At 73.6% G+C, this 12,625-nt stretch carries 7 protein-coding genes; 4 read left to right on the top strand and 3 right to left on the bottom strand.

Features of this window, described 5'->3' with window-relative positions; translation table 11 throughout:
• Positions 1 to 126 precede the first annotated feature (126 nt).
• Positions 127 to 1,008, top strand: coding sequence for a DUF4132 domain-containing protein (locus ACIQ6R_RS23005; RefSeq protein WP_404223088.1), 882 nt, complete (start codon positions 127 to 129; stop codon positions 1,006 to 1,008).
• Between the two features lie 38 nt (positions 1,009 to 1,046).
• Positions 1,047 to 6,086: a DNA-binding protein gene (locus tag ACIQ6R_RS23000; protein ID WP_404223087.1), complete on the top strand. Its 5,040-nt coding sequence runs from the start codon at positions 1,047 to 1,049 to the stop codon at positions 6,084 to 6,086.
• Between the two features lie 108 nt (positions 6,087 to 6,194).
• Here ACIQ6R_RS23000 and ACIQ6R_RS22995 read toward each other — a convergent pair whose 3' ends face one another.
• Positions 6,195 to 7,490, bottom strand: a complete 1,296-nt coding sequence (locus ACIQ6R_RS22995) for an MFS transporter (RefSeq protein WP_404223086.1) — start codon at positions 7,488 to 7,490, stop codon at positions 6,195 to 6,197.
• 172 nt (positions 7,491 to 7,662) lie between these two features.
• On the opposite strand from ACIQ6R_RS22995, the gene ACIQ6R_RS22990 reads away from it, so the two are divergent.
• Entirely contained in the window at positions 7,663 to 9,717 is a 2,055-nt protein-coding gene (locus ACIQ6R_RS22990; RefSeq protein WP_404223085.1) for a phosphocholine-specific phospholipase C, read from the top strand.
• A 19-nt stretch (positions 9,718 to 9,736) separates the two neighbouring features.
• On the opposite strand, the gene ACIQ6R_RS22985 is transcribed toward ACIQ6R_RS22990, so the two are convergent.
• Both ACIQ6R_RS22985 and ACIQ6R_RS22980 read right to left on the bottom strand, forming a co-directional pair.
• The gene (locus ACIQ6R_RS22985) at positions 9,737 to 10,843 is read right to left on the bottom strand and encodes a hypothetical protein (RefSeq protein WP_404223084.1); all 1,107 of its coding nucleotides are present in this window, start codon (positions 10,841 to 10,843) and stop codon (positions 9,737 to 9,739) included.
• Complete coding sequence (locus ACIQ6R_RS22980) at positions 10,840 to 11,691, bottom strand: phosphatase PAP2 family protein (RefSeq protein WP_404223082.1); 852 nt, start codon at positions 11,689 to 11,691, stop codon at positions 10,840 to 10,842. The genes ACIQ6R_RS22985 and ACIQ6R_RS22980 overlap by 4 nt, the downstream gene beginning before the upstream one ends.
• Before the next feature lie 225 nt (positions 11,692 to 11,916).
• On the opposite strand from ACIQ6R_RS22980, the gene ACIQ6R_RS22975 reads away from it, so the two are divergent.
• Positions 11,917 to 12,531, top strand: a complete 615-nt coding sequence (locus ACIQ6R_RS22975) for a TetR/AcrR family transcriptional regulator (protein ID WP_404170935.1) — start codon at positions 11,917 to 11,919, stop codon at positions 12,529 to 12,531.
• Positions 12,532 to 12,625 lie beyond the last annotated feature (94 nt).

The following is a 12,625-nucleotide window of genomic DNA, read 5'->3' as shown; positions in this document are numbered from 1 at the left end:
AGGGCGGAGCCGGGGGCGCTGTCGGTGGGTGCCCCTAGTCTTTCGCCAACGTCACAGCGGGGCGCGCCGATCGGGGCCGCCGGACACGCCGTGCCGGATCCCGGATGTGGAAGAGGCGAGGAAGCAATGGGCTGGGTGGCAGCGGGCGACACCTATGAAGTCGCTCTGGTGGACGGCCGGGTGGTGGCGAGGTCCGCGTCGGGACCGTCCCCCGCCGGACAGGAGGAGAAGCGAGAGCGAGCCCTGCCGGCGGAGATACGGGACCGCCCCGAAGTCGTCGAACTCCAGCGCTTCGCCGAGTGGCTGGACCGGCACGCGGCGGAGTGCGCGGCACAGGTCGACAACTGGATGGTGTCCTCGCTGCCGGTGCCGACCGGCCTGCTGGCACGGGTCTGGCCCGACGCGGCGTGGCAGGCGGCGCTCCGTGACATCGTTATCGTCGGTGACGGTCCCGACGAGGTCGGCTTCCTGCGGGACGCGGACCACTCGGGCGAGCTGCGGGTGGTGAACCTGGCCGGCGACACCGTCCGCGTGGCAGCCCGGGCGGTGACGATGCCCCACCCGGTCCTCCTCCCCGAACTGGAGCAACTCCGTGCCTTCGCGGCCGAGTCGGGTGTGGTTCAGGGGGTCGAGCAGATCCACCGGGCCACCTGGCGCAAACCCGCCGGGACACACGACGGGGCCCACGCGGTCACCGAGTTCGCCCACGCCGAGTACCGCTCCTGGTTCCACCTCTCCTCCCGAGCCACGTCCCTCGGCTACCGGATCTCCGGCAGCAGCGTCGTCGACCGGATCCGGGACGCCGGACGGATCATCACCGCCACGGTCGGCATGAGCGATCCCTACACCGAGGAGAAGGCCTGGACCGGCAACCTGACCTGGAGCGACGAGGACGGGCACCGCCGCCTCCCGCTGACCGAGGTCGGTCCCGTGGCCTGGTCCGAGGGCATGCGCATGGCCGCGGCCCTGCACGCCGGCCGCACCGCGACCACGGACGGCGCCGAGTGAACGCCGGCGGTACGCACACCCACGAGAGGCACGCGAGCATGAGCGACGGGACGACACGGGACGGGGCGACGGCAGAGGTGGAGGAGCTGCTGCGCGCCGGTGCGGTACTGCCGCCGGGCACCACCGGGGGAGGCGACCGGGCCGTGCCGGTGTTCGCCCGGGCCTACCGGCATCCGGGGCTGGACGGCCGGACCGTGGTGCGCCTGATCGCCGAGGACGGCACCGGGGACCCGGACACGGGCTTCCTCGGACTCGAACCGGCCGGCGAGCCGGTGGAGGTCGGGGTCGGGCAGCACCGGGCCATGGGCTTCCCCGAATGGGTGCTCGTCCGTCATCCCTCGGACGGCCACCTGGCCATGTCCCTGGTCGAGGAGATGAACAAGGTCGCGCGGACGGTCAGATCCCGGGCGAAGAAGGCCCGCGCCACCTACGAGTCGATCGGCGCACGGCTCGCGGGCTCCGTACCGCACTTCCTGCCGACCTTCTACGAGCAGGCCGGGCGGGTGTTCCTGGGCGCCGAGCAGACCGCGTACGCGTCCCAGATGTTCGTCAACGCGCGCAAGGCCGAGACGGCACACGCGCTGCCGTTCGACGAGGCACGCATGGACGCGGTGTTCCTCGAGTTCGCCCTGGCCGGTGCCGTGCCGACGAAGATCCTCTCCGGTTACGCCAAGGGGCTGTCGTCCCGCGTACCGGCCGCGACGGCCTTCCGGCACCTGCGCGGGCTCTTCGTCCGGCTCGCCGCGCACGGCGTGCCGCCGTCGAGTCCGGGCGCGGCCGACCTGCGCAGACTGGCCAAGGCGGTCGCGGGCAGGAACGCGCTCGCCGAGGAGATGGCCTACCTGCGCGAGATGCTGCCGCTGCCCGGCACGGTCAAGGCACCGCCCGGCTGGTGGAAGGCCCACCGGGCCGCCCTGCTGGAACTGGCCCGGCGGGAGCCCGCCGTCCGCGGCACGCTGCTGGGGCTGCTGCCCGCGGGGTGGGAGCGGGACGAGCTGCCCCAGTGGCTGGCCCTGCTGGAGGACTCCGGGGCCACCGCCGGGCTGTGCGACACCACGCTGCCGGCCGAAGTCCGTTCCCCCGACGGCGCGGTCGGCTGGACGCGCAGGGTCGTCGCGCTGTGCGGTGCCGACGGCCATCACGCCGCGCCGGCGGAGCTGTATCCGCTCGTCGACCGCATGGCCGACGCGCTGCGCGCCGAACTCCGGGCCCGGACAGACACCCTCCAGCCCCCGGTCGGCGACGTGGACCTGCTCGACCAGCTGCTGTCCCTGGACATACCGGTGGCGGAACCCGGAGACGGCCAGCGGCTCGCGCTGAGTACGTGGGCGGCCCGCGAACACCGGCGGGACCTGCTGGCGCTGGCGGCCGACGCCCGTTTCCTTCCGGCGTTCCGGCGCGGCTGTCCCGACGGGCGCTGGGGCAACAGTGAGGAGACCGCCGTCAACCTGGCCAGGTCCCCCGGCGGGCGACCGATGCTCGCCCCATGGGTGGCGGAGGCCGCCCGGAAGTACCTCACCAGCGAACTGGCCGAATTCTCGAGCTACTCCGGCCCCTTGCGCACGCTGTCCTGGCTGCCGGGAGAGGTGCTGGCCCTCGCCGCCGACGAGGTACGGGAAGCGCTGGCCACCGGCGTCGCACCCGCGCTGGCCCGCACCCTGCGCACCGGCGTCCTCGACGAGCTGGGCTGGCCCGCCTGGGAGGAAGCCCTGCGATCCGCCGCCTCGCGGAACGAGAACCGGGGCATCAGGGTGATCGACGGCTGGCCGTACCTCATCGTCATGTCCGGCGAAGAGGTCCGCGTGATCGGGGCGGAGGGCACGGTTCTCGTCTGCGAGCCGCGCCTCCCGGACGGCTCGGACCGGCTCTGGTCGTTCACCTGTCAGTACGTCGACGGCGGGCTGTTCGTCTGGTGGCGTTCGTACTCCGCCTCCGTCTGGCAGGGGTACTGGCACGGCACCACCGACTCGCCGCACATGACGGTGGAGGGGAACCAGCACTCCTGGTGGCCCTGCGAGACGGACGGGAGCGGAGGAGTCAACGGGGGCATGGCGCCCGCGTCCCCGCCCCTGCCCGGGGGCGGCCGGGTCACCGGTCGCGGGGTGCTGCGCAGAGGGGACGCCTACGTACCGGGGACGCGGCCGGTGATGAGTGACGGTGCGTCGTACTGGGTGCGGGCCGACGAGCACGGCGGGGACGGGGAGGGCGGGAAATACGCCTGGCGCGCCTACGACCCGGTGGGCGACACGCTGGGCGAACCCGGAGCACCGGAGTGGATCGACGAGGCGCTGCGCACCGCTCCGGAGGGAAGCATCCTCGGGAGCGCCTGGCTGCTGCCCGCCCCCTCCGCCGTACCGGGCCCGATGTGCGCTCCGGTGGGCGGGGTGCTCGGCTGGCGTGTGGTGACCCTGCCCGACGGTTCGCGGCGGGGCGAGGACCTGGCCGGACGCTCGGTCGTCGTGCCGCCCGAGGTGAACGCGGACCCGGTGCACGCGCTGGTGTTCCCCGGTGCCGACCGGCCGGTCACCGTGATCGAGAAGTCGCGCACGGTCCGGTTGCTCGACACCGACGGCGCGCTGGTCGCCGAGACCGGGTACGGCTACAAGGCGGGACCTTTCAACGCGGGTACGGCCCTGCTTCCGCACCTGCGCTACTGGCACCTCCTCCAGCCGCGCGACCCTGAGGGGTCCCTCGCGCTCCGCCGGGTCGGCGAGGGCACCGCGGCGGCGCTGCTGACCGGGGCCGTCGCGGCGCTGGACGCCGAGAAGGACGACGAGCAGGGCAAGGAACGGGCGGATCCGGACGACCGGGACGTGGTGGGCGGCCTGGTCCGCACGCTCCTGCCGGAGGTCGGCCACGAGGCGCTGCGCGCGGGCATCGCCGGGGTGGTGCGGTTCGCCGCCGAGCAACAGCGCACCCTGGACGCGGCGCGCGCCCGGCTCGACCTGGCGGTCGAGGGTGCCGCTCCGCGGGAGCCACGCCCCGCGCTCGGCGACCAACTGCTCGCCTCGGCGCTGAACGGTGTCGGCCTGACCCAACGCGACAAACGCGGGTACTACGACTTCCAGCACCACCTCTTCGAGCTGCCGGGACTTCTGGCCCGGTCGCTGAAGGGCCTGGCCGAGCCGCCCGCCGCGGGCAGCGTGCACCACTCCCAGGACCGGCAGGGGCCGTTGGAGCACCTGAACGGGCTCGCCCTGCCCGAACTGCCGGCCGTCCTGGCACTGCGGGCCGCCTCGGAGGCCACTGTGGAGGAGCACCGGCAGGCGCTGGACACCTTCCTGCGGGAACTGGACGCGCGGGATCTGACGGAGCTGAACCCCCGCCACTGGCGCCGGGTCCGGCTGTGTCTGGACCCGAGCCTGTTCGAGGGGCCCGACGCCGTGAAGGGTTACACGAACGGGACCGTGCTCGACCTGGGAGCGGGCGCGTTCCTCGTCTTCCCCGAAGCCTGGTACCGGTTCGTCCACGAGTACGAACCCCACGAGATCAGGGGCAGGCACTACGGCGCGGCCTACCACGACCCGTCCGGCCGGTTCGAGACGCCCGCTCCCTACACGCCGGTGTCCGACGGACCGTTCGTCCCGGAGCCGACCCGGGCGCCCGGCTGGGTCGCCGCCTTCCGGGCCGAGCTCGCCCGGCGCGGCCCGGCACCCTGGCGCCCCGAGGCCGCCGAGGAGTTCGCCCGGCTCACGGGCCTCACCCCGACCACGGCCCGGCTGGTGCTCGCCGGGATGCCGCAGATCGACGACAAGCGCGAGGCCGTCCCCTCCGCGACCCTGAAGGCGATCGGTGTGAAGTCGGCCGACGCCCGAGTGGCCAAGGACGAGTTGAGATCCCTCGACATCGGTGCCCTGCGGGCCGTCGTGGCGGCGCTGCTGCCCACCGAGCCGTCCCGGCTGTGGACCGACGGCCCCGACGTGGTCGCGGCGGCCGAGGTCTGGAACGAGCGGCTGGGCCGGCGTGCTCCCGTCCCCGAGGACGTGCTCCACGACGCCGTCCGCACCGTGGAGCCCAGGGGATGGGCACCCGCCGAGGCGCTGCGCGGCTTCCTCGACGTGCGCGCCGAACCCCGGTTGAGCGAGGACCTGACCTGGGCGGCAGGCCGCTACCGTCCCGAATCAGCCGAGGGCACACCCGGCTTCGACGGGCGCGTCCTGACGGGCGCGGTGCCCCTGGCCGCCTGGCTCGCCCACCGCCTCCCGGCCGGCGATCCGATCCGCGCCGTCCTGCCCGGCGTGCTGACCGCGATCCGCGACCGGCTGGCCCATCCGGGACTGCTCCTCGAACTCGGCGGCGGAATCGACCTGGAGGCGTACCGCCTGGCCGTCGGTGACCCCACGGAGACCGGCGTCGACTTCGAGCGCTACGGCGCGGTCGTGCTCGGCGGCGCGAGCTCCATGCCCTACGCCGCCCTGCGCACCGCGCTGCTCGATCCGGCCGGGAACGACCCCCACCTGGCCGCGCTGTACCCCGGCCGACGGCCGACCGCCGTGGAGACCGCCCTGCGCCTGGTCCACGACGGGCCGTTCACCGAACTGCTCGCCGACCCCGGCGACCCGGTGGCGGGCGAGCGCGACGAGGACGGCCTGTGGTGGCCGCAGGACCCCGCCCGGTCCGTGCCCGGCCTGGTAGGCGAGGTGGCCGAGCGGTACGGCATCGGCGAGGACGCCGCCGCCCTCTACCTGATGCTGCTCGCCATGCCGGACCCCACCGACCGCAACACCGCGCGCTGGACCGGCTGGGGCAAGCAGCGCGGTGGAACGGCGCGGCTCCGCGCCGCCCGCGCCGAACTCGCCGCCACCGACCTCGTGGTCGAAGGCAGCCGCTCCAAGGCCGGACGTTCGCTGTTCCTGCCCGGCGGCTGGACCCGGCTCGCCAATCCGCACCTGCCGCTGGAGCGGTGGAAGCTGCCGATGTACGACCTGCTCGACGGCGAGAACGCCGTACTGGGCGTCGTCGTGCCCACCCGGCCCGTCGCCGGTCTGTACCGCGAGGCCTGGCGGCGGGTCCAGGACGGGGACGGGCCGCGACTGGAGGCACTGGAGGTCCCGCGACCGCGCAAGCGCCGCCGCTGAGTACGGCTCCGGAGGGGGCGGTCGCCGCGTGCGGCCGCCCCCTCGCCGGTACGCAAGCGGCACTCGCCCGCCGTACCCGGCGCGGACGGACCCGGCCCGCGCGGGGCGTCAGCGCTCCAGCTCCTTGTGTGCCGTCTCCGGCAGCCGCAGGTACACCAGCGAGGACAGCAGGCACAGGACGGCGACGTACCAGGGGAAGAGCCCGGAGTGGCCGAGGTCCTTGAACAGCGTGCCGACGTACGGCGCCGTGCCGCCGAACAGGGCGACCGTCAGCGAGTAGGGGAAGCCGATGCCCGCCGCCCGCACCCGGGGCGGGAAGATCTCGGCGTTGACGGCGGCGCTGATCGAGGTGAAGCCGGTCAGCAGGACCATGCCCGCGCACTGCACGAGCAGCAGGACGGTGAACGAGTCGCGCAGGGCGTGCAGCAGGGGCACGCTCAGCAGGGCGAACCCCACGCCGAAGAGGAGCAGCGGCGGACGGCGGCCGAAACGGTCGGAGAGCAGCCCGCCCAGCGGCTGGAGGAGCGCGAAGAAGGCGAGCGAGATGGTGCCCGCGAGCAGTGCGTCCGCCTTGTCCAGCCCGGTGTTGAGCTCGGCGTACGTCGGCAGGTACGAAGTCCAGGTGTAGTAGGCGATGGTGCCGCCCGCCGTGATGCCGCAGATCAGCAGGGACTCGCGCGGAGGGCGGCGCAGCGCCTCGAACAGGCCGGGGCGCGGGGCCTGCTGCTGCTCGGCGCTACGGGTCTCCTGGGCGCCCTGCCGGATCCAGAAGCCGACCAGGCTGAGGACGGCCCCGAGGACGAACGGCACCCGCCACCCCCAGCCGTTCATCTGCCCCTTGCCCAGTGTGTTCACCAGCAGCGTCGCGATCCCGGACGCGACGAGCTGCCCGGCCGTCGTCGAGACGTACTGGAAACTGGAGAACAGGCCGCGTCGGCCGGGCCCCGCCGACTCCACCAGGAAGGTCGTCGAGGCCGCGAACTCGCCGCCCACCGAGAGACCCTGGAGCAGCCGGGCCACGACCAGGACCACCGGAGCCAGCACACCGGCCGCCGCGTACGTCGGGGTCAGGCCGACCAGCAGGCTGCTGCCGCCCATCAGCAGGATGGTGACCGTCAGCGCGGCACGCCGCCCGCGCCGGTCGGCGATCGCGCCCATCAGCAGTCCGCCGACCGGCCGCATGAAGAAGCCCACCGCGAACACCGCGAACGTCGACAGCAGCGGCACCAGCGAGTTGTCCGCGCTCTCGGGGAAGACCCGGTCGGCGATGTAGGTGGCCAGGAAGGTGTAGGCGTACCAGTCGTACCACTCCACGGCGTTGCCCACCGAGGCGGCGAGGAGCTGGCGTACGGGCCGTCGGGTCGGGGGCGCTTCCGTGTGCGTGCCTGTCATGATCGCGACCATCCCCGGGTGGCGGGCCCGGCACACCTCACGTACCGACGACTTTCACACCAGCGCCACCGGACCCTTCCCTGACGTTTGCTGCTCCTGGAACACTCCTTTCGCGCGCATTCCGTCATCATCCGGCACCGTCCGGCCGGGTGAGTCCCCCCAAGGCGAGAGGCTCCTCCACCCCATGGCCGAAGTGAACCGACGTCGATTCCTCCAACTCGCGGGCGCCACCACAGCGTTCAGCGCCCTATCGGCGAGCATCGAGCGGGCCGCCGCGCTCCCGGCGAACCACCGCTCGGGGACGATCGAGGACGTCGAGCACATCGTCGTCCTGATGCAGGAGAACCGTTCGTTCGACCACTACTTCGGCAGGCTGCGCGGCGTGCGGGGCTTCGGCGACCCGCACCCGGTGTCCCTGGACGGCGGCAGGTCGGTCTGGCACCAGACCAAGAGCGACGGCACCGAGGTGCTGCCCTTCCACCCCGAGGCCGACGACCTCGGCATGCAGTTCCTGGAGGGGCTTCCGCACGGCTGGTCCGACGGCCAGGACGCCTACCACAACGGCAAGTACGACCGGTGGCTGCCCGCGAAGGGCACCACCACCATGGCGTACCTGACCCGTGAGGACATCCCCTTCCACTACGCGCTCGCCGACACCTTCACCGTCTGCGACGCCTACCACTGCTCCTTCATCGGCTCCACCGACCCCAACCGCTACTACATGTGGTCGGGTCACACGGGCAACGACGGCCAGGGCGGCGGCCCGGTCCTCGGCAACGACGAACTGGGCTACGACTGGACGACCTACCCCGAGCGTCTTGAGGAGGCCGGCGTCTCCTGGAAGATCTACCAGGACATCGGCGACGGCCTGGACGCGGCCGGCCACTGGGGCTGGATCGACGACGCCTACCGCGGCAACTACGGGGACAACTCCCTGCTGTACTTCAACAAGTACCGGAACGCGAAGCCCGGCGACCCCTGGTACGACAAGGCCCGCACCGGCACCGACGTGAAGAACGGCGACGGCTACTTCGACCGGCTCCGCGCCGACGTCAAGGCGGGCCGGCTGCCGAAGATCTCCTGGATAGCCGCCCCGGAGGCCTTCTCCGAGCATTCCAACTGGCCGTCCAACTACGGCGCCTGGTACATCTCCCAGGTTCTGGACGCGCTCACCTCCAACCCGGCGGTGTGGGCGAAGACCGCCCTGTTCATCACGTACGACGAGAACGACGGCTTCTTCGACCACCTGGTTCCGCCGCTGCCGCCGAAGTCCGCCGCGCAGGGCCGGTCCACCGTGGACGTCTCCCTGGACGTCTTCGAGGGCAGCGCCAAGCACCGGGAGGGCTTCTACGGGCTCGGCCCGCGCGTGCCCATGCTGGTCGTCTCGCCCTGGAGCAAGGGCGGTTACGTCTGCTCCGAGACCTTCGACCACACCTCCGTCATCCGGTTCATGGAGCGCCGCTTCGGCGTGCGCGAGCCGGGCATCTCGCCGTGGCGGCGCGCGATCTGCGGCGACCTGACCTCCGCCTTCGACTTCTCCCGCGAGGACAGCCGCCCGGCCGACCTGCCGGACACCGACGCCTACGAGCCGCCGGACCGCGAACGCCACCCGGACTACCGCCCGACGCCGCCCGCCGACCCGGACATGCCCCGGCAGGAACGCGGTCTGCGCCCCGCCCGCCCACTGCGCTATGCCCCGCACGTGGACGGCGCCGTGGACACGGCGGCCGGGAAGTTCACGCTGGCCTTCGCCTCCGGCGCCAAGGCCGGTGCCGCCTTCCTCGTCACCTCGGGCAACCGCACCGACGGCCCCTGGACCTACACCACCGAGGCCGGCAAGACCCTCGCGGACACCTGGAACTCGGCGTACTCGGACGGCGCCTACGACCTGACCGTGCACGGCCCCAACGGCTTCCTGCGCGCCTTCCGGGGCCCCAACAGGACCGCCGGGCCCGAGATCACCGCCCGGCACAGCGGCGACGACGTCCGGCTGACCCTCACCAACACCGGGTCCGGCACGGTCCGTCTCCGGGTCGAGAACGCCTACGGCGGCCGCGACAGGACCGTCACCGTGCGTCCCGGCGCCACCGTGCACCACACCGTCGACCTCACGCGCAGCCGGCGCTGGTACGACGTGACGGTCACCTCCGAGGCCGACCCCGCGTTCCTGCGGCGCTTCGCCGGACACGTGGAGAACGGGCGGCCGGGGGTGAGCGACCCGGCGATGGTCACGGACTGACGGCACGGCCGGACCGGCCCTACAGCCGCGTGAGGTGCCCCGGCCCCACCTGCCGGGGCACCAGCACGGGCCCGACCTGCCTCGGGCCCACCGCTTCCGGGGCCGCCTGCCTGGGGGCCGGGGCTTCCGGGGCCGCCTGCCTCGGGCCCACCGCCTCGGGGGCCACGGCTTCCGGGCCGGCCGGTCCCGGGCCTACCGCTTCCGCGCCCACGGCTTCCGCGCCCACGGCCCCCGCGCCCACGGCCCCCGCGCCCACCGGAGCCGCCGGTGCCGGTACGGCAGCCGGCGTCCCGGCCTGGTCCGAACGCCCGGGTGTCGCCCGGCTCAGCTGGACCACGCCCCAGGCGGCCAGCGCCGCACCGGTCAGCGCGAGCGGCATGCCGCCCGCGCCGCCCCGCAGCCGCTCACCGAGCAGGGACAGCCCGATCACCGCGGCGGCCACCGGGTTGGCCAGCGTCACCACGGCCAGCGGGGCGCCCAGACCTCCCCGGTACGCCGTCTGCGCCAGCAGCAGCCCGCCCGCCGCGAAGGCCGCCACCAGCACCGCCACCCCGATCACCTGGACGCTGAGCAGCGAGCCCGAGTGGTCCGTGACGGCGACCGTGACGGTCTGGGTGAGCGCCGAGGCGACCCCGGAGGCGACGCCGGACGCCGTCGCGTGCCGCAGCCCCGGCCGGGTGCCGGGCCGGGACAGCACACCGATCAGCGCCGCCGTCGCGCCGGAGACCGTCAGCGCCTCGGGCACGCTCAGCACGTCGTCGGGCGCGGGGCCGGACGCGGTGAGCAGCAGTGCGCCGAGCCCGAGCAGCGTCAGTCCGATGCCCCGCCACTCGACCGCACTCACCCGCCGGCCCGCCAGCCGTGCGCCCAGGGGCACCGCCGCGACCAGGGTGAGCGCACCGAGCGGCTGGACCACGGTGAGGGGGCCGTACTTGAGGGCCACGACGTGCAGCAGCGCGGCCGAGGCGTTGAGCGCGACCGACCACCACCAGGCCCCGCGGGCCAGCATCCGCAGCGTGCCCGTCCCGGCGCTGCGGGAGGCCAGCCGTTCCTGGGCGACGGCCGCGGCGGCGTAGGCACAGGCGGAGACCAGGGACAGCAGGACGGCGATCAGGGCGGCGCTCATCGGCCCGCCCCCACCAGCTCGCGCTGCTCGGCCGGCCGGTGCCGGGGCTCCGGCCGGCGGAGTCTCACGGTGCACCGCGGCCGGTGCGGCGGGCGGACCACCGCGAGGGCGAGGCCGAGCATGGCCGTCGCCACGATCACGTCGAGCCAGTAGTGGTTCGCGGTGCCCACGATCACCAGCAGCGTGAGCAGCGGATGCAGCAGCCACAGCCACCGGAGGCGGGACCGCGTCGCGACGATCAGCCCGACCGCCACCATCAGGGCCCAGCCGAAGTGCAGCGAGGGCATCGCCGCGAACTGGTTCGACAACTGGTCGGTGCTCGGCGGGCCGTACACCGAGGGACCGAAGACCCGGGCCGTGTCGATCAGCCCGGTGGTGCCCAGCATGCGCGGCGGGGCGAGCGGAAAGAGGAGGTGCAGCACCAGCGCGGCGCCGGTCACCCCGGCCAGCACCCGGCGGGCCCGGACGTAGTGCCCCGGCCGCCGCAGATAGAGCCAGATCAGGAAGGCCGCGGTGGCCGGGAAGTGGACGGTCGCGTAGTAGGTGTTCGCCGCGTGTATCAGGGTGTCGCCGTGCAGGAGCAGGGACTGCACCGTGCCCTCGTCGGGCAGCCGCAGCGCGCGCTCCCAGTCCCAGACGTGGTGGGCGTTGCGGAAGGCCTCGGCGGTGTGGCCCGTCGCGAGCTGCCGGCCGAACTTGTACGCGAGGAACAGCCCTGCCACGAGCAGGAGCTCACGGACGAGCGGCGGGCGTGCGGCCGAGCGCTTGACCGGGCGCGCGGCCGAGGGCTCGTCCGGGCGTGCGGGCTCGTCCGGCCCCGCTTCTGCAGGCTCGCTGCGGGCATTCATCCCCCGGCCCCTTCACTGACGGTGGTGCGTGTGGCGCACAGGTGTGTGGCGCACAGGTCCGGGGCCGTGTGACGGTTCTCATCGATACGACCCCGTTCCGATACGCCAGTGTACCGATACGGTGGAGTACCGGTACACTGACGTATCGATAGACATACGACACACTGGAGTACGGGCCGCTCAGCGCCGCCGTACCGCCGCTGGACCGAGTGAGGAGCACAGCCGATGACGTCGCAGGCCGCGGACCGACCGGAACCGGCCGGCGCCTCGCGCCGCTCCAAGATCACGCCCGAGCGTGAGCAGGAGTTCTTCGACGCCGTGCTCGAACAGATCCGGGCCTGCGGCTACGACGCCGTCACCATGGAAGGCATCGCCGCCAGCACCCGGTGCAGCAAGTCCACGCTCTACCGGCAGTGGAAGACCAAGCCCCAGTTCGTGGCCGCCGCACTGCGCTCCAACCGCCGGGTGCGCTTCACCGACATCGACACCGGGTCGCTCGCCGAGGACCTGCGCCAGGCGGCGCGGGCCGCGGGCGAGGGAGCGGGCAGGGACACGGGACTGCTCCAGGCGCTCGGCCACGCGGTCATGGAGGACCCGGAACTCAAGGGCGCGCTGCGCGAGGCGCTCGTCGAGCCGGAGATCGCCGCGCTGAGGGACATCCTCGCGCGCGGCGTCGCACGGGGAGAGGTCCCCGCGGGCCACCCGGCGCTGGAGTACGTGCCCGCCCAGCTGTTCGGCATGCTGCGCATGCGGCCCGTCGTCGAGGGCGAGCAGGCCGACGCGGAGTACCTGGTCGGGTTCGTGGAGGCCGTCGTGCTGCCGGCGCTCGGCCTGCCCTGAGACTCAGGTCGCCGTCCATGGGATGACTGGACGGCGACCTGCCCGCGCCGCACCGTGGGGACGGGGGCGGCGCGCACCCCCGGCCGGGTGGGAC

This window comes from Streptomyces sp. NPDC096048 (assembly GCF_044763415.1).
In the GTDB taxonomy this organism is placed as follows: Bacteria; Actinomycetota; Actinomycetes; order Streptomycetales; family Streptomycetaceae; genus Streptomyces.
The sequence above is the reverse complement of the archived record's forward strand: the minus strand, read 5'-3'. Positions and strand labels throughout refer to the sequence as shown.

What these genes read in the sequence shown, in the direction of transcription:
- ACIQ6R_RS23005 (WP_404223088.1), top strand. Translation starts at nt 127, where the DNA reads ATGGGCTGGGTGGCAGCGGGCGACACCTATGAAGTCGCTCTGGTGGAC.
- ACIQ6R_RS23000 (WP_404223087.1), top strand. Translation starts at nt 1,047, where the DNA reads ATGAGCGACGGGACGACACGGGACGGGGCGACGGCAGAGGTGGAGGAG.
- ACIQ6R_RS22995 (WP_404223086.1), bottom strand. Translation starts at nt 7,490, where the DNA reads ATGGTCGCGATCATGACAGGCACGCACACGGAAGCGCCCCCGACCCGA.
- ACIQ6R_RS22990 (WP_404223085.1), top strand. Translation starts at nt 7,663, where the DNA reads ATGGCCGAAGTGAACCGACGTCGATTCCTCCAACTCGCGGGCGCCACC.
- ACIQ6R_RS22985 (WP_404223084.1), bottom strand. Translation starts at nt 10,843, where the DNA reads ATGAGCGCCGCCCTGATCGCCGTCCTGCTGTCCCTGGTCTCCGCCTGT.
- ACIQ6R_RS22980 (WP_404223082.1), bottom strand. Translation starts at nt 11,691, where the DNA reads ATGAATGCCCGCAGCGAGCCTGCAGAAGCGGGGCCGGACGAGCCCGCA.
- ACIQ6R_RS22975 (WP_404170935.1), top strand. Translation starts at nt 11,917, where the DNA reads ATGACGTCGCAGGCCGCGGACCGACCGGAACCGGCCGGCGCCTCGCGC.